19 protein-coding genes are annotated in these 19,251 nt (G+C 67.7%); 3 read left to right on the plus strand and 16 right to left on the minus strand.

All coding sequences use genetic code 11. The features are described 5' to 3' along the window. Positions 1–9: 9 nt before the first annotated feature. From BIU82_RS01330 to BIU82_RS01340, 3 genes are all read right to left on the minus strand, one after another. Positions 10–543, minus strand: coding sequence for a DUF4395 domain-containing protein (locus tag BIU82_RS01330; RefSeq protein ID WP_070347643.1), 534 nt, complete (start codon positions 541–543; stop codon positions 10–12). Between the two features lie 117 nt (positions 544–660). Then, positions 661–1,695, minus strand: a complete 1,035-nt coding sequence (locus tag BIU82_RS01335) for an exonuclease domain-containing protein (RefSeq protein ID WP_070347644.1) — start codon at positions 1,693–1,695, stop codon at positions 661–663. Between the two features lie 47 nt (positions 1,696–1,742). Continuing rightward, entirely contained in the window at positions 1,743–3,155 is a 1,413-nt protein-coding gene (locus BIU82_RS01340) for a S8 family peptidase (RefSeq protein WP_070347645.1), read from the minus strand. Between the two features lie 280 nt (positions 3,156–3,435). On the opposite strand from BIU82_RS01340, the gene BIU82_RS01345 reads away from it, so the two are divergent. Next, on the plus strand, positions 3,436–4,146 hold the full coding sequence (locus tag BIU82_RS01345; RefSeq protein ID WP_070347981.1) for a VTT domain-containing protein: 711 nt from the start codon (positions 3,436–3,438) through the stop codon (positions 4,144–4,146). An 89-nt stretch (positions 4,147–4,235) separates the two neighbouring features. On the opposite strand, the gene rdgB is transcribed toward BIU82_RS01345, so the two are convergent. The 6 genes from rdgB to clpS form a co-directional block, all read right to left on the minus strand. Beyond that, positions 4,236–4,868, minus strand: coding sequence for an RdgB/HAM1 family non-canonical purine NTP pyrophosphatase (rdgB, locus tag BIU82_RS01350; RefSeq protein WP_070347646.1), 633 nt, complete (start codon positions 4,866–4,868; stop codon positions 4,236–4,238). Continuing rightward, complete coding sequence (gene rph, locus BIU82_RS01355; RefSeq protein WP_070347647.1) at positions 4,865–5,623, minus strand: ribonuclease PH; 759 nt, start codon at positions 5,621–5,623, stop codon at positions 4,865–4,867. The genes rdgB and rph overlap by 4 nt, the downstream gene beginning before the upstream one ends. A 58-nt stretch (positions 5,624–5,681) precedes the next feature. Then, positions 5,682–6,479 carry an MBL fold metallo-hydrolase gene (locus BIU82_RS01360; RefSeq protein WP_070347648.1) on the minus strand — a complete coding sequence of 266 codons (798 nt, stop codon included), beginning with the start codon at positions 6,477–6,479 and terminating at the stop codon, positions 5,682–5,684. Beyond that, entirely contained in the window at positions 6,476–7,501 is a 1,026-nt protein-coding gene (gene murI / locus BIU82_RS01365; protein WP_074466391.1) for a glutamate racemase, read from the minus strand. The genes BIU82_RS01360 and murI overlap by 4 nt, the downstream gene beginning before the upstream one ends. Before the next feature lie 109 nt (positions 7,502–7,610). Next, positions 7,611–8,177 carry a DUF2017 domain-containing protein gene (locus BIU82_RS01370; RefSeq protein ID WP_070347649.1) on the minus strand — a complete coding sequence of 189 codons (567 nt, stop codon included), beginning with the start codon at positions 8,175–8,177 and terminating at the stop codon, positions 7,611–7,613. Continuing rightward, positions 8,170–8,535, minus strand: coding sequence for an ATP-dependent Clp protease adapter ClpS (gene clpS / locus BIU82_RS01375; protein ID WP_070347650.1), 366 nt, complete (start codon positions 8,533–8,535; stop codon positions 8,170–8,172). Before clpS ends, BIU82_RS01370 begins: the two co-directional genes overlap by 8 nt. A 151-nt stretch (positions 8,536–8,686) precedes the next feature. On the opposite strand from clpS, the gene BIU82_RS01380 reads away from it, so the two are divergent. Together BIU82_RS01380 and BIU82_RS01385 are read left to right on the plus strand one after the other, a co-directional pair. Then, on the plus strand, positions 8,687–10,015 hold the full coding sequence (locus BIU82_RS01380) for a nicotinate phosphoribosyltransferase (RefSeq protein WP_070347651.1): 1,329 nt from the start codon (positions 8,687–8,689) through the stop codon (positions 10,013–10,015). A 2-nt stretch (positions 10,016–10,017) separates the two neighbouring features. Beyond that, complete coding sequence (locus tag BIU82_RS01385; RefSeq protein WP_070347652.1) at positions 10,018–10,650, plus strand: isochorismatase family protein; 633 nt, start codon at positions 10,018–10,020, stop codon at positions 10,648–10,650. Positions 10,651–10,694: 44 nt separating this feature from the next. Here the strand turns inward: BIU82_RS01385 and BIU82_RS01390 are convergent, their stop codons facing one another. The 7 genes from BIU82_RS01390 to BIU82_RS01420 all read right to left on the minus strand — a co-directional run bounded on the left by BIU82_RS01390 (position 10,695) and on the right by BIU82_RS01420 (position 19,229). After that, positions 10,695–12,473: a DEAD/DEAH box helicase gene (locus BIU82_RS01390; protein WP_070347653.1), complete on the minus strand. Its 1,779-nt coding sequence runs from the start codon at positions 12,471–12,473 to the stop codon at positions 10,695–10,697. Between the two features lie 253 nt (positions 12,474–12,726). Continuing rightward, complete coding sequence (locus BIU82_RS01395; RefSeq protein WP_070347654.1) at positions 12,727–13,044, minus strand: DUF3039 domain-containing protein; 318 nt, start codon at positions 13,042–13,044, stop codon at positions 12,727–12,729. A gap of 9 nt (positions 13,045–13,053) precedes the next feature. Next, a complete protein-coding gene (gene nagB, locus BIU82_RS01400; RefSeq protein WP_070347655.1) occupies positions 13,054–13,836 on the minus strand; it encodes a glucosamine-6-phosphate deaminase in 783 nt (260 codons plus the stop codon). Between the two features lie 69 nt (positions 13,837–13,905). Continuing rightward, positions 13,906–15,477 carry a transporter gene (locus BIU82_RS01405; protein WP_070347656.1) on the minus strand — a complete coding sequence of 524 codons (1,572 nt, stop codon included), beginning with the start codon at positions 15,475–15,477 and terminating at the stop codon, positions 13,906–13,908. Beyond that, on the minus strand, positions 15,459–16,286 hold the full coding sequence (locus BIU82_RS01410) for an ABC transporter ATP-binding protein (protein WP_070347657.1): 828 nt from the start codon (positions 16,284–16,286) through the stop codon (positions 15,459–15,461). Before BIU82_RS01410 ends, BIU82_RS01405 begins: the two co-directional genes overlap by 19 nt. Before the next feature lie 144 nt (positions 16,287–16,430). Further along, complete coding sequence (locus tag BIU82_RS01415; protein WP_070347658.1) at positions 16,431–17,435, minus strand: tetratricopeptide repeat protein; 1,005 nt, start codon at positions 17,433–17,435, stop codon at positions 16,431–16,433. Between the two features lie 36 nt (positions 17,436–17,471). Next, a complete protein-coding gene (locus BIU82_RS01420) occupies positions 17,472–19,229 on the minus strand; it encodes a hypothetical protein (protein ID WP_070347659.1) in 1,758 nt (585 codons plus the stop codon). Positions 19,230–19,251 lie beyond the last annotated feature (22 nt).

The raw sequence follows: 19,251 nt of genomic DNA on the forward strand, positions 1-19,251 counted from the left end.
CTTGACGGCTTAGACCTGGCGCAGTGCGATGTTATTGCAGGCTTCGCAGACGTCGTCCGGGATCAGGCCCCGGCGTTGCAGGAAAGCAAAAATGGTGCAGCCCAGGCAGAAGCCGAGGAAAGCCTCCAGCGACGCCGCAACGATCAGCACTCCAAGCAGGATCCACGCGGCCGGAACGAAGCCGAGGTAGAACAGCACCGCCGCAACGGTGGTGAGGCCGGCGCCGATGCCCTGGGCGAAGCGCTTCGGCGGTCCCGGCACCAGCTTGGCCCGTCCGATCCGCGGCGCGAGGACTTTGACGGACAGCAGCGCCAGGGGCGAGATCCGCGGCCCGAACAGCACACGCAGCCAGAATCCGACGGCGATCAGCACCAGCCCGGGGCCGAAACCGGTGGCGAGGGTTGCCACGGCAGCGAGCACCACGAGGCCTGCCGTGATCCTGGCGGCGTATTCGTTGACCGGGTTGGGGAACTCGAAGATCCGGCGCACGCTACTTCCGGTGCTTGCCGTGGCCTGCGGGGTGGCGGTTGTCTGCTCGGGCATGCCTCAAGGCTAAGGACGGGTGGCCCGCCACAGGAAGCATTGTTGCGCCGTATGAAAGCGGCTTGCGCTCAGGCCGGCGGAACTCAGGCGCCGGTCAAGCTCAGGCGTTTGTGAGGCTCAGGCGCCGCCGACCATCTGCAGGAACTCCCCTTCGGACAGCACTTCGATCTGCTGGCCCTTGCCGTGCAGTTCCAGTACCCGTTTCGCCTTGCCGGTGAGCCTGCCGCTGCGCAGGTCGCTTGCCACGAATCCGTCGCCGACCACCAGGACGGTGGTCCGCCCGGTCACCCGGCTCTCCGGCTGCGCGCCCAGGTCAGCGGCGCGCTGCTTGGCTTCGGGCCGGGCAATGGCCAATTCCCCGGTGAACACCACAGTCTGCCCGAACAGGGGATGTCCGGGTTCGGCGGCGGGATTGGGCAGCGGGTTGGGTCCCTCTTCCGGCCAAAAGCCCCGGCGTCCGGGAACGGGCCCGACGGCGGAGCCTCCTGCCGCCGTCGAGACGCCCTGCGTGCGGCCCGCCGGGCCGGCCTCCAGTGCGGCAAGAGCTGCAAGGGTCTGCTTGGAGACCGCATCTCCCGGGCGGATGGCCTGTTGCGTGGGGATGGCAAGGCCCAAGGACAGGTACAGTTCGGCGATGCTGTTTGCCTGGTTCCGGCGGGCGATGTCCACCAGGATTCCGGCGCACGCACGGGCATCTTCCGCGGCGTCGTGGTGGTTGACCAACGGCACGCCGGCTTCCTCGGCCGCATAGGGCAGGGAGTTGGAAACCAGCGAATAGCAACGGCGGGACAGCATCACCGTGCAGACATAGTCGTAGGCCGGTCCGGTCAGGCCCGAGACCTCCAGGGCGGAACGGATGACGCCAAGGTCGAACGCCGCGTTGTGGGCGGCCAGGATGTCGTCACCGATGAAGCCGGCGATCTCCGGGAAGATTTCACCGAACCGCGGGGCTCCGGCCACATCCTCAGCGCGGATGCCATGGATGCGGGTGTTGTGGAAGTCGAAATGGTCATGGTTCTCCGGCGGGCGCATCAGCCAGGAGGCCTCTTCGACCACCACGCCGCCACGGACCTTGGTCAACCCGACCGAACACGGTGATCCCCGGAAGCCGTTGGCCGTTTCGAAGTCGATCGCCGTAAAGTCCAATGCCACCCATCAAGGGTACAGGCCGGCGGCACGGCATCCGTGCCCCGGGCGCGCTACTTGATCAACGTCATGGTGGCGTTCGCGTCCGACAGCCCGGCACCGCATCCTTGGCTGCAACCGGCCGGCATCGGGCGGGTTCCCTGCTTGAGGTAGGACTCCACCTGCGCCGGAGTGAGCGCCGGCTTGTAGGCCTTCATCAGCGCGGCCAGCCCCGAGACGTGCGGCGCCGCCATGGACGTTCCCTGGTTGAAGGCGTAGGCCGGCTCCCCCGGCACAGTGGTCCCGTTGTTGAAGGTGGAGAGGATTCCGCCGCCGCTCGTACGCATATCCCCTCCCGGGGCCGTGAGGTCGACGGCCGTGCCGTAGTTCGAGTAGTACGCCAGGCTGCCGTCCCTGCCGCTGGAGGCAACCGTGACCACGTTGGCACAGTTGGCAGGCTGCGAATTGGAGGCGTTCACGGCGCTGTTGCCGGCGGCGACCACCACGGTGGCTCCGCGGCCAACGGCGCTGTTGATGGCGTTCTGGTACGTGGCCGAGCACGCTCCCGAAGCGCCGAGGCTCAGGTTGATCACCGAGGCGGGATTCGGGTTGGCCGGAATCCCGGTCACGGTGCCGCCGGCCGCCCAGATAATGGCCTCGGCAATGTCAGAAAGCGCGCCACCGCATTTGCCCAGGACCCGCACCGGAACCACCTTGGCCGAAGGCGCCACGGAGGCGACGCCGGTGCTGTTGGCGGTCACTGCAGCCACAGTTCCCGTGACGTGGGTTCCGTGCCAGGAGGAGTTCGAGGCGGAGCTGGAGCCGCACTCTCCGGCCGCGTGCCAGTCCCCCTGGTCCTGCGGATTCGAATCGCGGCCATTGCCATCACGGGCGGTCGTGGCGCTGGTGATGAAGTCGTAGCCGGGGAGGATGTTCGCGTTGAGGTCCGGGTGCGAGGTGATTCCGGTGTCCAGGACGGCCACCTTGGCCCCGGAGCCCGTCGACACGTTCCAGGCTCCGGGAATCCGCATGCCGTTGGCTTCGGTGAACTCCCACTGCTGGGGGTAGCCGGGGTCGTTGGGGGTCAGGGCGCGCTGGATCCGGATGTCCGCATCCAAGTAGTCGGCGGTCCGGGTGCCGAGCGCTTCGGCCCGGAAGCTGCCAAACCCGGCCTTGTCCATGGGTTTGGAGAAGGCCACAAGGGTCGCTCCGGTTGCCAGGATCCGGACCTTGCGCAGGGACACCCCGTACCGTGCCGCAACCCGGTTCATGGCATCGTAGCCGCCAGCACCGGCTGTCCCCGGCTTGAAGCCGACAATCATCTGCGGGATCCGGTCGCCCGCGTCCGATCCGGTGGACACCGAAATTGTGTTGCTGCCTACCGGCAAGGGAAGCAGAGAGAAAACCCCGGACAGCAGCGAAAAAGCAATGACGACAATGACGTCCACACCCATGAAACGGCGCGGCTTGCCAAGAAACTTCTCCACGTGACAATTCCTCCAAGGCAGCAAATACGAGCGAGAATTACCGGGGTGAAACAGGCGTTCGGGGAAACCGCCACGGCCAAATGTATGGAGACTGTTATTTTCTGTAAAGAAGCTGATTGATTCCTGTGAAGTATGACGGCAGACCCCACCACGGGACGGTCATCCGGCCAGCCCGCCCCTCGACGCCGGTGCCTCCCGGTACCCTTGATGGGTGACCCTTTCTGCCGTAAGCGACTTTGCCGTATCCACCTTGGGAGGCGCCGGGCCTGTGCAGCCGCACATGGCATCGTTCCTCCCCGACTGGCTGAACCCCCAGGTCTTCCTGGCCGATCCTGCCCTGGCCCCATGGGTGGTGCTGCTGGTCTGCGGCATCGTGTTCGCCGAAACCGGCCTGCTGGTGGGCTTCTTCCTGCCTGGCGATTCCATGCTCTTCACTGCGGGCCTGCTGGTCGCCACGGACACCATCAAGTTCAACATCTGGGCGCTTGCCGGCCTGATCATCGTCGCCGCGATCATCGGCAACCAGACGGGCTATTTCATCGGATCCAAGGCCGGCCCCGCCATCTTCAACAAGCCGGATTCGCGGCTGTTCAAGCGCGAGAATGTGGAAAGCGCCCACGCTTTCTTCGAAAAGCACGGCGGCAAGGCCCTCATCCTGGCCCGCTTCGTCCCGATCATCCGCACCTTCGTCCCGGTGATCGTGGGCGTCGCGCAGATGGATAAGCGCAAGTTCTTCCTCTACAACGTGATCGGCGCGCTTCTCTGGGGCGGCGGCGTCACTTTGCTCGGCTATCTGCTCGGCGACCGCATTCCGTGGGTCCGGGACAACCTGGACATCATCTTCATCGTGATCGTCTTGATTTCGGTCATCCCGGTGGGCATCGAGGTCCTTCGTGGCGTCATCGCCAAGCGCAAGGCCGCGGCCGAAGGCACCGATCCGGTGGAAGAGTTCATCGAGGAGCACGACGGCGGCCACCACCGCGAGCACTAAACCCGCCTCAAATACCAACGCGGGGTCACTTACGGCCCATGTTTGCTGTAAACATGGGCCGTAAGTGACCCCGCGTTCCTGTTTGTGGACTAGCTCAGGGCGTCGATGATCGCCGGCAGCAAAGCACGGAATGCGTGCCCGCGGTGGCTGATGGCGTTCTTTTCCTCGGAGCTCAATTCCGCGCAGCTGCGGTCCATTCCCTTCGGCTGCAGGATCGGGTCGTAGCCGAATCCGCCGGCACCGCGGGGTTCGCGGAGCAGCGTGCCTTCAAGCTGGCCGTATTCGACGACTTCACGGGTGCCGTCGCCGTCGCCGGGAACGGCAAGGGCGGCGGCACAGATGAAGGCGGCGCCGCGGTGGGCGTCGGGGACGTCGGAAAGCTGCGCGAGCAGCAGCTGCAGGTTCGCGGCGTCGTCGCCATGCCGCCCGGACCAGCGCGCCGAAAAGATGCCCGGCGCACCGCCCAGCACGTCGACGGCGAGACCGGAGTCATCGGCGATGGCCACCAGGCCGGTGGCCTCGGCCACCGCCCGGGCCTTCAGCAGCGAATTCTCGGCGAACGTCACGCCGTTCTCGACGACGTCCGGCGCACCCGCCGCAGCGGCGTCCACCACCTGGGTGTCGACGTCGAGCCCGGGAACCTGGCCGCGCAGCAGTTCACGCAATTCGCGCAGCTTGCCCTGGTTATGGGTGGCAAGGACGAGGCGGGGCGTGCCGCTCACGGGGCCTCCGCCAGGGTTTCGCGCTGGATCGCGGCCAGCTGCTCGGTGCCGATCAGGGCGAGGTCGAGAAGGGCATTGAGCTCATCGCGGTCGAAGGGCGCACCCTCGGCAGTGCCCTGCACCTCCACGAACTTGCCGGAGCCGGTGACCACCACGTTCATGTCGGTCTCGGCCCGGACGTCCTCCACATACGGCAGGTCCAGCATCGGCACGCCGTCGATGATTCCCACGGAAACGGCAGCGATGGTGTCGGTCAGCGGCTGGGACGACGCCGGGATGATCTTTTTCTCGCGGGCAAAGCGGATGGCTTCGGCGAGGGCCACGTAAGCGCCGGTGATCGCGGCCGTACGGGTGCCGCCGTCGGCCTGCAGCACATCGCAGTCCAAAACGATGGTGTTCTCGCCCAGCGCCTTGGTGTCGATGATGGAGCGCAGCGAGCGGCCGATCAGCCGGGAAATCTCGTGCGTGCGGCCGCCGATCTTGCCCTTGACGGATTCGCGGTCGGAGCGGGTGTTGGTGGCACGCGGCAGCATCGCATATTCGGCGGTGACCCAGCCGCGGCCTTCGCCCTTGAGCCAGCGCGGCACGCCCTCGGTCAGCGAAGCCGTGCACAGGACCCGGGTGTTGCCGAACTCGATCAGCGCCGAGCCTTCGGCCTGCTTGGACCATCCGCGGGTGATGCTGATGGGCCGGAGCTGGTCGGGAGTGCGCCCGTCGGCACGGATCACAGGGGCAGTGGTGGCTTCTGAAGTCATGCTTCCAGCTTAGCCTTCACGCCGCTTCCGGCCGGACCTCCGGCTATGCCCGGCGGTCTCAGACGGTGTAGTGCACGCCTGCGACGGCGACCGCGACGTCCCCGGCGAATTCCGGCTTCGCCTCGGCCAGCACGGTGGTCTGGGAAGTCCAGACCGGGATGTGCGTCAGCAGCAGGCGGCGGGCTCCCGCTGCCGTCGCGGCCTGGGCCGCGCGCTTGCCCGTCAGGTGCACATCCTTGATGCCGTCGTCCCGCCCCTCTTCGAAGGCGGCTTCGCACAGGAAGAGGTCCGCGTCCCGCGCGGCGTCCTCCAGGCCCTGGCAGCTGTCGGTGTCGCCGGAGTAGCTGAGCACCCGGCTGACCGGCTCGCCGTCCTTGCCGGGTTCGGTGACCTCGACCCGCAAGGCGTAGGCCTCCTCGATGGGGTGGTTCACGGCGAACGGCGTCACGGTGAACGGGCCCACCTCAACGGGCTTGCGCTCGGACCAGTTGGTGAAGTCGAATTCCTCGTGCATGCCCGGGTCCAGCGGCAGGCCGTAGGCGGTGGCCATGCGGTCCGCAGTGGCGGCCGGACCCCAGACGGGAATGCGGTCCCGTCCCCAGCCGCCCGGCTTCCAGCGCACGGCCACGTGCAGCCCGCACAGGTCCATGCAGTGGTCCGGGTGCAGGTGGGTCAGGAAAATGGCGTCGATGTCTTCGAGGTCCGTGTATCGCTGGATCGCGCCCAGCGCCCCGCTGCCCAGGTCCATGACGATCTTCCACTGCCGCTCGCCGTCGTGCGCCGTCAGCAGATAGCACGACGCCGGCGAGCCCGGGCCGGGAAAGGAACCGGTACAGCCAACAATGGTGAGTTTCACCGGGAACCTCCCAAGGGGCCAGCGGGCGAGTCGACGAAGTTGGACGTACGGGTCCGGGGCGCGCCGGCGCGGGCGGCCTCCAGCATTTCCGGCGTGATCCGGGCCAGGCTGCCCGTGGGGTACTGGGCGGCCACATGGTCCACGTGCCGGACGGACAGGACTTCCGGGCCGAGGAAGCGGCGTGCCAGCGTTTCGAACTGGGCTGCGTCACCGGTGGCCATGAAGTCATGCTTGGGTGCTTCGCCGCCGCTGCGCTGGATGCCGTGGGTGGCCAGCGCGCGGTAGACGTCCTTGGCAGTCTCTTCGGCACTCGAGACCAGGGTGACGGCGTCGCCCATCACATAGGAGATGACGCCGGTGAGCAACGGGTAGTGGGTGCAGCCCAGCACCACCGTGTCCACACCGGCGTCCTTGAGCGGTTCCAGGTAGGTGTCCGCGGCGGCCAGCAATTCGGGCCCGGTGGTGATGCCTGCTTCGACGAAGCTGACGAACTCGGGGCAGGCCGCGGAGGTGATTTCCAGGTCCGGAGCCGCGGCGAAAGTGTCTTCATAGGCCCGTGAGCCCACGGTGGCGGAGGTTCCGATCACGCCGATCCTGCCGTTCCGCGTGGCGGCCACGGCACGGCGCACAGCGGGCTGGATCACCTCGATGACGGGGATGCCGTAGCGGGCCGTGTAGCGTTCGCGGGCGTCCCGGAGCACAGCGGCCGACGCCGAGTTGCAGGCGATGGTGAGGAGCTTGACGCCGGAGTCCACCAGTTCGTCCATCACGCCGAGCGCATTCGCGCGGACTTCCGCGATGGGAAGCGGCCCATAGGGACCGTTGGCGGTATCCCCTACGTACAGGATGGACTCGTTGGGCAGCTGGTCGATGATGGACCGGGCCACGGTGAGCCCGCCGACCCCGGAATCGAAAACACCGATAGGCCGCGATGCCAGGGCTTCATTGCCTGCGGCGTTATCTGCGGTGCGCTGCTGGGGAACCCCTGCCGGGGCGTCACCCGTGCCGGATGCTGAATTCATAATTCTCTGAGAATAAAGCACGTCCGGCGGGTGCAGCCATGCGTTGCGATCAGCGACTCATGTCTGCTTCGTCACACAAAACCGCGGCTGCGCCTGCCCGGCGCATGCCCTAGTCCTTCCGTTCCAAGGCCGCCATCATCGACTGCACCAGCGATTCCTGCAGCCAGGTGGTGAAGTTATAGACAAGGGCCAGGTAGCTTTCGACGTCCTCGGCCTGGGACCAGTCCTGCATCGCGTGGACGTGGTCGGCGTCGGCTTCGTCCCGGATATCCAGCCGTTCTGCCAGCACCAGACGGATGTCGTTCAAGGCCATGGACCAGAGCCGGGCTTCCTCCGGGGTGAGGCTGAGCTCGTTCCGATCCAGGCCCATGGAGGCGGCGCGCAAGGCGCCGATCTTGCTCTCCCGCAGTGAGCGCTCGGTGAGCTGGCGGAACTCCAGCGAACCGGCGTCGTCGTCCTTCATGACGTTCGGCAACAGGCGCAGCAGGGCGCGGTCGCTGGGCTGGCGGACATCCATATCCAGCCCCACCAAGGCAGCGAGCGGATCCTGCCCGGCCTGCTCCTCCGGCTCCAGCATCGAGATGACATCGTCAATCAGTCCGCGCAGCAGCTCCCGCTCCGCGGGTTCGAGGTATCCGGTGATGCCCTTGAGCCCGTACTTGAACGCCTTAGCCACGCGGGCCGTCCTTGCCGGCTCCGGCGCTGCTTGCCTTCTCGACGGTGGCCCACAACCCGTAGCCGTGCATGGCGACGGCGTGCTGTTCCACCTGTTCCTTCGCGCCGTGCGCAACGATCGAGCGGCCCTTGCGGTGCACTTCCAGCATCAGCTTGTTGGCTTTGGCCTCGGAGTAGCCGAAGTAGCTCTGGAACACGAAGCTGACGTAGCTCATCAGGTTGACGGGATCGTTCCAGACCACCAGGTTCCAGGGGACGTCGGATGCCGTCAGGTGGGCGGTGGACGTTTGCTCCGCCGTGTCCGTCCGCTCCTCGACATCGACGGCCGCGAATGAGCCAGTGGCAACGGTTGTGGTCATCTGTCCATTCTAAGCGGAGGGCCCACACCGGCGAGGGCCCCGCGTCGAAGCGGAGCGAGACGTGGGAGCCGGTGGATGGGCCCACGCCGGCGAGGGCCCCGCGTCGAAGCGGAGCGAGACGTGGGAGCCGGTGGGGACGTAGAGTGAATCCGTGAGTAGAACCACTGCCTGGGACCACCCCTGCACATCACTTTTCACCGACCACTACGAACTGACGATGCTCCAGGCAGCCCTCCATTCGGGCGCCGCGCACCGCCGTTCGGTCTTCGAAGCGTTCGCCCGGCGGCTGCCGGACGGGCGCCGTTACGGCATCGTGGCCGGCACCGGCCGATTGCTCGAAGGCATCATGAACTTCCGCTTCGGCGACGAGGAACTGGCCTTCCTGGAGCAGAACAAGGTAGTCAACAGGGAAACCCTGGACTTCCTGGCCAACTACCGCTTCAGCGGCGATGTGTGGGGCTACGCCGAAGGCGACGCCTACTTCCCCAACTCCCCCGTGCTGATCGTCGAATCGACGTTCGCCGAGGCCTGCATCCTCGAAACGTACATCCTTTCCGTGCTGAACCACGACACCGCGATCGCCTCCGCGGCGTCCCGCATGACCAGCGCGGCCGGCGGCCGCCCGTGCATCGAGATGGGCTCCCGGCGCACCCAGGAGGAATCGGCGACGGCGGCGGCCCGGGCCGCGGTGATCGCCGGCTTCGGCAGTACCTCCAACCTCGAGGCCGGCCGCCGCTACGGCCTGAAGACCGTCGGCACCGCCGCGCACTCCTTCACGCTCCTGCACGACAGCGAGCGCGACGCCTTCAAGGCCCAGATCGAAGCGTTCGGCCCAGAGACGACGCTGCTCGTGGACACCTACGACGTCGAAACCGCGGTGCGGACCGCCGTCGAGCTGGCCGGTCCCAAACTCGGGGCAGTCCGGCTGGACTCCGGCGACCTCGTCACCCAGGCGCAATGGGTGCGCGAGCTGCTGGACGGCCTGGGCAACGTGGACACCCGGATCGTGGTCACCTCAGACCTGGACGAATACGCCATCGCGGCACTGCAGTCGGCACCGGTGGATGCGTACGGCGTGGGCACCTCGCTGGTGACCGGTTCCGGCGCTCCCACCGCCAGCATGGTCTACAAGCTCGTAAGCCGCAGCAACGACGCCGGGGACTTCATTTCCGTGGCGAAGGCGGCCAAGAACAAAGCGAGCGTAGGCGGGCGCAAGTACGCCCTGCGCAAGCTCAACGAGCGCGGCATCGCCACGCAGGAAATCGTGGGCATCGGGCACCACCCGGAAGACGACGGCAACGACCGCCAGCTCCTGCAGCAGTTCATCAAGAACGGGGAACTCCTCCCCGGCTGGACCGGCCACGAAGGCGTTGTCCGCGCGCGGGAGCGCCATGACGCGGCAATGGCCGAACTTCCCTCGGTGGTCCGCCGGCTCCAGCGCGGTGAACCGGCGATCCCCACGGTCTACGAGGAGGACTGACCATGGCCAGGGCCCTGATCATCGTTGATGTACAGAACGACTTCTGCGAGGGCGGGTCCCTGGCCGTGAGCGGCGGCGCGGCGGTTGCCGGCGCCATCAGCGAGTACCTGGACGCGGAACACCGGCATTTCGACCATGTGGTGGCCACCCAGGACTGGCACATCGATCCCGGCAGCCACTTCTCCGACGATCCGGACATGGTGGACAGCTGGCCGCCGCACTGCGTGGCCGGAAGCCGCGGAGCAGAACTGCACCCGGACCTGGACACGGACTACATCCAGGCCTATTTCCGCAAGGGCCAGTACGCCGCCGCCTATTCCGGCTTCGAGGGTGTCCTCGCGCCCGAGGACGAAATCCCCACCGGTGAACGGCCGCCCGGACTGTCCGCGGAGCCGGCCGGCACGGCGCCCGAGGACGCCATCGGCCTGGACGACTGGCTGCAAAGCCACGACGTCGAGGAAGTCGTGGTGGTCGGCATCGCCACCGACTATTGCGTCAGGGCCACGGCGCTCGACGCCGTCCAGGCAGGCTATGAGGTCACGGTGATCGGCGGGCTGACGGCAGGCATCGCCGACGACCTCAGTGACACCTATGCCGAGCTGGAAGAAAACGGCGTCGAACTCGACGGTCAGTAGCCCCCGGCCCTGTTTGCGGACCGCCTGCTATCTCCGCCCGGCGGCTACTTCCGGCCGATGAACCAGTCCTGCAGCTTGCGCAGGCGCGCCTGCAACTGCGCTTCGTTGGCCTGGGCCACGGCCGGGCCGCCGCAGAGTTCCCGCAGCTTGTTATGGATGACGCCGTGCGGAGTTCCGGTGCGCGCGGACCAGGCTGCCACGTTCTTGGCCAGCTCGTTGCGCAGGTCCATCAGCATGCGGTGGTCCGGAACCGAGCCCGTCGCCGCGGCTGCGAGCGGGGAGTCGCGCTTTTTCCGCGACTGCTGGGCATGCTGGCGCTGGCGCAGCAAGGTCCCCACCTGTTCGGCGTCGAGCAGGCCGGGAATGCCGAGGAAGTCGAGCTCATCCTCGGAACCGATGTCGGCGCCGGTACCGAACTCGCCGCCGTCGAACAGGACGCGGTCGAAGGAGGCTTGCGAGTCCAGGGCCTCGAACTTGCCCTTTTCGAGGGTGTCGGATGCCTTCTCCTCGCGGTTGGCCTCGGCCATCAGCGATTCTTCGGGGTTGAACAGGCCGTCCGGGTCTTCCGCCTGCGGGCGGTCCAGGGCGTGGTCGCGCTCGGCTTCCATGGAGTTCGCCAGCGCCATGAGGGGCGGGACGGAGGGCAGGAACACCGACGCCGTTTCGCCCCGCTTCCGGGCACGCACGAAGCGGCCGACGGCCTGGGCGAAGAACAGCGGGGTTGAGGTCGACGTCGCGTAGACGCCCACCGAAAGCCGCGGCACGTCCACGCCTTCGGACACCATGCGGACCGCGACCATCCAGCGCTTGTCCCCCGCCGAGAACTCTTCGATCTTGCTGGAAGCCTTGGAGTCGTCCGAGAGGATCACCGTGGGCGACTGGCCCGTGATCTTCTTCAACTGTCCGGCGTAGGCACGCGCATCCTCGTGGTCGGTGGCGATCACCAGGCCACCGGCATCCGGCACCGTGCGGCGGACTTCGCTCAGGCGCTTGTCCGCGGCGGCCAACACGGCGGGGATCCATTCGCCGGCAGGGTTCAGTGCCGTGCGCCATGCCTGTGAGGTGATGTCCTTGGTCACCGCGGCTTCGCCGAGGGACGCGGCCATTTCATCGCCGGCGCTGGTCCGCCAGCGCATCTGGCCGGAGTAGGCCATGAACAGCACGGGGCGGACCACGTGGTCGCGCAGGGCATTGCCATACCCGTAGGTGTAGTCCGCCTTCGAGCGGCGGATGCCGTCCCGGTCCTCCGCATATTCGACGAACGGGATCGGGGAGGTATCGGAGCGGAAGGGCGTACCGGTCAGCGCCAGGCGCCGGGTGGCGGGGTCGAAGGCCTCGCGCAGGCCGTCACCCCAGGACAGGGACTCGCCGCCGTGGTGGATTTCGTCCAGGATCACCAGGGTGCGGGCTGCTTCGGTCTTCGCCCGGTGCAGCATGGGCTTGCTTGCCACCTGGGCGTAAGTGACTGCGACGCCGATGAAGCCGCGGCCGTGCTGGCCGTCGGAGTTCTTGAAGTTGGGATCGATCGCAATGCCGACGCGCGCGGCGGCATCCGCCCACTGGCGCTTGAGGTGGTCGGTCGGGGCAACAATCGTTACCCGGTTCACCACGCCTGCGTCGATCAGCGTCGTGGCGATCCGGAGGGCGAAGGTGGTCTTTCCTGCGCCCGGTGTTGCCACCGCCATGAAGTCGCGCGGGTTGTTCCGCATGTAGAGGTCAAGGGCTTCCTGCTGCCACGCACGAAGCTTCGGAGCAGTGCCCCAGGCCGCGCGCTCAGGATAGGCCGGAGGGAGTGACGGGCCACCGAACAGGGTCTCCGTCATGCGCCTGCCCCCTGCGCGACCGGCTTGCCCGGCACGGGCAGCATGGGCCGCGGCACGGCGGCAGTTGTTCGGTTCGGGTCGACGCTGTTCAGCACACGCCAGCTAAGCACAAAAACACCAATCTGTTCCGGGTGGATTCCGGGCGTGCCATCGCCGCAGGCCGCCGTTCAGGCGGTCCGGGCCACGGCAAGGAAAGGGGCCGGCGCACGGCGGCACCGGCCCTGGGACGCTTCAGGGAAGGCGACGGATCCGCTTAGCGGGAATCGCCGTCGTCGCCGGGGCGCAGGCCTTCGTAGATCTTCTTGCACTCGGGGCAGACCGGGAACTTCTGCGGGTCGCGGCCGGGCGTCCAGACTTTTCCGCACAGGGCGATCACGGGCTCGCCGGTCAAGGCCGACTCCATGATCTTTTCCTTGCGGACGTAGTGGGAGAAGCGCTCCCGGTCGCCGGGCTCCACTTCCTGGCGCGTTTCCTCGCGCTCAATGATGGCGGTGGAAGTGCCGGCTCCGGAGAGTTCGCGCATGGGATCGTTCTCGAAGGGGTCCGGAGGCAGGGTCGTCATGCCATCCATCTTAGCCCGCTACAGCCCCTGCCACTCCGGCTTGTTCCCGAAAGCGTGCCGGTAGTATGCGGCGAGCTTGAGGGAAGACGCCGCTGCCTCGTCAATGAGGATGCTCGCATGCGGGTGGAACTGCAGGACCGACGCCGCGCAGATCGCGGCCACCGGCCCCTCCACCAAATCGCGCACTGCCTGGGCTTTCTGCGCGCCGGTGGCGATCAGGACCACGTGCCTGGCATCCATGATCGTCCCAAGGCCCTGGGTCACCACATGGTGCGGCACGTCATCGACGCTGTCGAAGAAGCGGGCATTGTCCTTGCGGGTCTGTTCAATCAGGGTCTTGATCCGGGTGCGGGAGGCCAGGGAAGATCCCGGTTCATTGAAGCCGATATGACCGTCCGTACCCACGCCCAGAAGCTGCAGGTCCACCCCGCCACGCTCCCGGATGGCGTCTTCATAGGCCTGGCAGGCAGCCGGAATGTCTTCGGCTGCGCCGTCCGGGCTGTGGACGTTCGCGGGATCGATGTTCACACGGTCGGTGAACTCCCGCCGGATCACTTCGCGGTAGGACTCGGGATGGCCTGCTTCCAAGCCGACATATTCATCCAGGGCGAAGGCGTGGGCCTTGCTGAAGTCCAGGCCCTCATCCCGGTGCCGGCGTGCGAGTTCGTCGTACACGGGCAACGGCGACGATCCCGTAGCCAGGCCAAGGACCGCGTCCGGCTTCCGCCGCAACAGTTCCTCAATGGCATCTGCGGCAAGCCTGCCGATCTGCCTGATGCCCGGCAGGATGACAACTTCCATGGATCCCGGCCTTTCTGCGCATGGAGCCCCGAACCTGTTCCTCCGAGGCTATGCCATCAGGGCCGGCTTTCAACGGTTGTCCGCAAGCTGGGCAAACATTTCCGGGCCACGCCGGTCCAACCACGCCCCGCCCAGCCGGACGCCGGCGACGAACAGGGCGCCGCCAAGCAGCGGCCCCACGGCAAGTGCGGTCCAGCCGAACAGTTCCCGGCCGGTCACCGCCTGCGCCACCACGAGGGCGATTTCAGGAATCAGGAGCACCGCCATCGCCCCCATGCCGGCAAACTGCACCACCATGGTCTGGGCGGTGTTGCCCGGAGGCTTCTTGAACGGGCTCTCCCCCGGTGCCGGAACAGCACTGGTCCATCGCGCCGAGACTACCGATGCCAGTCCCAGGCCGGTGAACAGGGCGCCAAGGGAGCAACCGAGGATGTTCGGCAGCCAGTCCCACTTTCCGCTGACGGCCGCGGATCCGACGGTAAAGACAAACACCAGCGGCAGTGCGATGGTCAGGCAGGCAAGCGCACGGCCCAGGCGGTCGTCCTTGCCCTGCACACCCGCCGCCAAATGCAGGGCGAAGGCAGTGTTGTCATAGGAAACATCCGCCGATATGGACCAGGCCATCAGGAACGCAGTCACGGGTGCCACCGCGATCAGCAGCTCATAGCTGCCGCTCTGCGAGCCGGCGAAGAAGAACAGGATGGGCAGCAGCGGAACCACCACCAGCGAACCGGCGTACCGGGGATCGCGCAGCCAGTACGTGAGGCAACGGGCCGCCACGGCGCCCGCAGGCGTCCCGGGAAACACACCGAACAGCCCGGCCTTGCCCGCTTTCCGGCTGGTCCCGCCGGTGGAGGGCGGGGTCACCATGGCGCGCTTCAGGAGCAGATACCAGGCTCCGGCGAGCACGGCGAGGCTGGCGAAGGCAATCAGCAGTTTGGCCCCGGCGGCCGCAACGTGTCCGGCGTCGAGATCCCCGCCAAGTGACCACGCCGCGCCCAGCGGGGTCCAGGACATCGTGCGCGCCAGGCCGGGAAGGTAGTCCCTGCTGTCGTTCAGGCCTTGGATCAGCCCCGTCACGATCGGTCCGGCCAGGACCAGCGGGATGAAGAAGATGATGCTGCTGATGTCCTTGAAACGGCGCGAGGCAAGCAGCCCGGCCACCGCCGTCGTCACCAGCTTGGATGCGACGACGCACGTCAGGACCCCCAGCAGAGCGCCGATCAGCGCCCCCGCGAGCGGGACAACGCCGCGTGCCCACGTCACCACAGTGCCGAGGGATACCAGCAGCGTGGCGATCCCCGGGATGCCGAGCAGCCCGGCCAGGGCGAGGCCGGGAAGCAACTGCCGCAACGGAACGGCAAAGGTGGTGAACCGGCCCGGATCCAGCGTCAGGTCCGCGGACGACGTCACGAGCGGTACCAGCACCCAGCCCGCCACCAGCAATACGCCGCCCAGCACGACGGCGGTCTGCGCGATCTGCGGATCGGCCCACCGCAGTGCCACGAGGCCGGCCACGCCGGCCAGCGTCATGCCCGCGGCGTAGATCGCGCCGAGGGCCATGCCCACGATCTGCCACGGACTGCGGCGGAAGCCGTTGAGCAGCAAACGCCACTTGAGGCTTAGAAGGTGCGCAACCACTCGAGCCCCTCCGTACGGGTTCCGCCGCCCACCAGGGAGACGAAGCGTTCCTCGAGCGTGGCGCCGTCCCGCACCTCGTCGACGGTGCCTGCGGCCAGGACGCGCCCTGCGGCGACGACGGCGACATGGTCGCACATGCGCTGGACCAGGTCCATGACGTGGCTGGAGACGATCACGGTTCCGCCCGATGCGACGTACTGTTCCAGGATGCCGCGGATGTTCGACGCGGACACCGGGTCCACGGATTCGAAAGGTTCATCCAGCACCAACAAGCGGGGCGCATGGATGAGTGCCGAGGCCAGCGCGATCTTCTTCCGCATGCCGGCCGAGTAGTCCACCACCAGGGTTCCGGCGTCCCGGGCCAGGTCCAAGGCGCCCAGCAGCTCACGGACACGGGACTCCACGACAGCCCGGTCCATCCCACGCAGCAGGCCGGAGTAACTGACCAGCTGTTCGCCGCTGAGGCGGTCGAACAGGCGGACCCCGTCAGGGAGGATGCCCATGAGCTTCTTGGCTTCCAGCGGCTGCGCCCAGACGTCCACGCCATGGACGAAGGCCGTGCCGTGGTCCGGCCGCAGCAGCCCCGTCGCCATGGACAGCGTGGTGGTCTTGCCGGCGCCGTTGGGGCCGACGACGCCGTAGAAGGAGCCTGCGGGCACGTCCAGGCTGATGCCGTTGACGGCGATCTTCTGGCCGAAGCGCTTCGCGAGGCCGCGCAGGGCCAGCGCGGGTACGGTGGCGGCTGCGCTCGATGCGGCGGGTGCGGGAGTGGGCTCGGGGACGGGATGGTCCGGGTACGGGGCGCTCATTCCGCCAGCCTAGCCCCGCCTTGTTTCCGGAGGGATCATCCGGCAGGACGAACTACCGGCCACGCCGTTCGGTGCCGCTCATCCGCAAGGAGGACAGCCGGCGTCGGGAACTGCGCCTGAGGGATCTGCCGCCGGGCGGGCAGCCTAGAACAGCACCCGCGCGAGCCCCTGGCGCGCCTTCGCCACCCGCTCGTCGGCGACGCCGACGACGTCGAACAGCTCCAGCAGGCGGACGCGTGCGGTTTCGCGCTCCGGGCCGAAGTTGCGGCCGATGAACGTGATGATGCGGTTGAAACCGTCGTCGATGTGTCCGCCGGAAACGTCGAGGTCGGCGATGGCCAGCTGCGCGTCCAGGTTGTCCGGTTCCTGGGCAGCCTGCCGGCGCAGTTCCTCGGCCTGCGGCGCGGTAATCGACTCGAGCCGGCCCATCAGTTCCACCTGGGCCAGCCCGGCCTTGGCTTCACGGTCTGCCGGCTGTTCGGCCAGGGCCTGGCGGTAGGCCTGCGCGGCAGCGGCGTAGTCCCCGGCCTCGATGGCGTCGAAGGCCGCCTGGTGCAGCGGCGGAACCGGTGCTTCTTCCGGTACAGATGACTCGCTGCGGACGCTGCCCGTCACGCCGTTCTCGGCTGCGACTTTCAGGAGTTCGTCCAGCAGAGCCCGGATTTCCTGCTCAGCTGCGGGGCCTTGGAACAGCGGCAGCGGCCGGCCACCCAGGACGGCGACGGCGGTGGGAATGGCCTCGATGCGGAAGGCATCCGCCAATTGCGGGAACGCTTCGACGTCGGCTGCCGCCAGCACGATCCGGCCGTCGTAGCTCTCCACGACTTGTTCGAGGTTCTGCAGCAGGGTGGTGGATTCCGGCGAGTAGCGGGCCCACAGCAGGAAAAGCACCGGGATCCGCGCGGATAGCTCCACCAGGTCCTGGAAGTTCGCTTCATTCGCGTCGACGCGCAGGGGGCGCTTTGCGGCGCCAGCATCCTGTGTTCCGTCGCCTTGGCCGGACCCTGCCGACGCGCCGGGGCCTGCCGGAGCCGGAGCGGCGGGCGGCGGCGTGGCCGGGCGCCGGAGGGAAGAAAGATCGACGGCGCCGCGGAGGTTGAGCTGGCTGGCGGCGGCCGGGGAAACGGGTCGTGATCCTGGCGAACTCATAGTGTCCACTCTAGCCGTTTCCCCGGCCGTCCCGGCCTACTTGAAACTGGCGGCTACCAGTCCGCGGAAGGCAGCCACGAGCTTCATCGGCTCCGTGGAACCGGCCGGCGGCACGTAGATCGCCACGGACTCCGCGAAGGTTTGCGAAAGGCCCACCTTCGTCGACTCACCGCCGGCGAGAACGGCTGCGGCCTTGTCCGCGATCAGGGTGTCTCCTTCGGCCTTCGGCTTGGTGGAGAACACGAAGTCCAGCCGGCCGAGCACCAGCGCGCCGCCGTCGGAGGTACGGAAAACCGTGGTTTCGGCGGGCACCGGGGCGTGGGTGAACTTGAAGGTTCCGCTGCTGCCTGCCTTGACGGCGTCGGCCTGATAGTCGAGCACGTCGGAGATGTACGGCGAGCCGGTGCCTTCGACAAGCTTGGACTTGAAGGCGGAGTCCGGCTTGGTCAAGCGGTCGGCCAGCGCGGCCATGGCCTCGGTTCCGCTGTACAGGAGGCCGGTCTTGTTACCGGCAGCTGATTGCTGGGTGCCGCCCCGCGGGATGGCCGGGAAGGACGTGCCCGGCTGCAGGGGGGCCGTGGCCACGAGCTTGTAGTTCTCGCGCGGCGACGGCTGGCTGAGGGTGAGGACCTGCGGCACGACGTTTCCGTCGCCCTGGGTCACTGCGACGACGGTGCGGGGCCAACTGCGCTGGGTGGTCACCACGCTGCCGAGCAGCTTGCTTGCGCGTACGGGCATGCGGGCCTGGTGGCCGGAAACCTTGGCGCGGATCTTGTAGTTCTGGGTGCGGACAAGCAGCTCAGTGCCGGCGACCCGCGGCTTGAGCTTGGCGGCGTCGCGTGCGGCGTCGCCGGCCGAGACGGCGTTGGCGACCTGTTCCAGGATCCGGTTGAGCTGGGAGTCAACCACAACCGGCGAGCTCTCCGGCGCAGCTGCCGGCTGCGAAGCGGCGGGCGACGGCGTCTGCGTGGCGTGCGCGGCCCCCACCGAGGTGCCGGCCAGGGCGAGGGAGACTGCGCCGGCGGCGAGTACGCGCAAGGCGGTGGTGCCGCCCTTTTCCTTCGGCGCCTCTTCCTTGAGCGGGGTCGGGGTGGCGGTGGCAGGACCGGCGGCTTCCGCCGTCGTGCTGCCCGGACCGCCGGTGCCGGAACCGCCGCTGCCGCCCTTGCCGTTCTTCCGGGCGCCGAAAAGCTTGCCCAGCAGCGGCAGGGCCGCGCCGGCCGCGATCAGGACTGCGCCGAAGACGATCAGCGGGACAGCCCACGGCATGGCGGTGTCGTTGGGGTAGGTGACGGCGATTGACGCCGGTGCGGGCTTGGTACCGTCGCTCGCCAGGAGCAGCGACCATTCACCGTCCGCCGGTGGATTCCAGGAGTATTCGAGCTGACCGCTGGCGTTCTCGGTCTCGACCCAGAGGTCCGAGCCGGACGGCGCGGGCGCAGTGGCTTCGCCCGCGGTGTTGGCGATCTGGAGGGACTTGCCGTCCTCCGACACCCCGCTGACGGTGTTGTGGGCGGTCTTGCCCACCCAGGCCTCGACGTCGTCCGGGCGTCCGACGGCAAGCACGAAGTTGCCTTCGCCCTTGATGGTGATCCGGCTCGGACCGCCCTTGTGGTCCAGGAGGCCTTGTTCGATCACGGTCAACGGCGCGGCTTTCGTTTCGCCGGGGGCAGACGCGGTCACGGTGTCGGCAGGAGCCCAGAAGGTCAGCTGGCCGATACCGGCCAACAGCGCCAGCAGGCCCAGCAGCGCCAGGGAAGCTGCAGTCTTCAATCGCACAGGAATACCAATCATCAGCGGTCGTTGAGCTTTAAGG

It is taken from the genome of Arthrobacter sp. SW1 (assembly GCF_001766675.1).
Lineage (GTDB): Bacteria > Actinomycetota > Actinomycetes > Actinomycetales > Micrococcaceae > Arthrobacter.

Coding starts and splice junctions, on each gene's coding strand:
- BIU82_RS01330 (WP_070347643.1), bottom strand. CDS start 543: ATGCCCGAGCAGACAACCGCCACCCCGCAGGCCACGGCAAGCACCGGA.
- BIU82_RS01345 (WP_070347981.1), top strand. CDS start 3,436: ATGGCATCGTTCCTCCCCGACTGGCTGAACCCCCAGGTCTTCCTGGCC.
- rph (WP_070347647.1), bottom strand. CDS start 5,623: ATGACTTCAGAAGCCACCACTGCCCCTGTGATCCGTGCCGACGGGCGC.
- murI (WP_074466391.1), bottom strand. CDS start 7,501: ATGAATTCAGCATCCGGCACGGGTGACGCCCCGGCAGGGGTTCCCCAG.
- clpS (WP_070347650.1), bottom strand. CDS start 8,535: ATGACCACAACCGTTGCCACTGGCTCATTCGCGGCCGTCGATGTCGAG.
- BIU82_RS01385 (WP_070347652.1), top strand. CDS start 10,018: ATGGCCAGGGCCCTGATCATCGTTGATGTACAGAACGACTTCTGCGAG.
- BIU82_RS01390 (WP_070347653.1), bottom strand. CDS start 12,473: ATGACGGAGACCCTGTTCGGTGGCCCGTCACTCCCTCCGGCCTATCCT.
- BIU82_RS01395 (WP_070347654.1), bottom strand. CDS start 13,044: ATGGATGGCATGACGACCCTGCCTCCGGACCCCTTCGAGAACGATCCC.
- nagB (WP_070347655.1), bottom strand. CDS start 13,836: ATGGAAGTTGTCATCCTGCCGGGCATCAGGCAGATCGGCAGGCTTGCC.
- BIU82_RS01410 (WP_070347657.1), bottom strand. CDS start 16,286: ATGAGCGCCCCGTACCCGGACCATCCCGTCCCCGAGCCCACTCCCGCA.
- BIU82_RS01415 (WP_070347658.1), bottom strand. CDS start 17,435: ATGAGTTCGCCAGGATCACGACCCGTTTCCCCGGCCGCCGCCAGCCAG.
- BIU82_RS01420 (WP_070347659.1), bottom strand. CDS start 19,229: ATGATTGGTATTCCTGTGCGATTGAAGACTGCAGCTTCCCTGGCGCTG.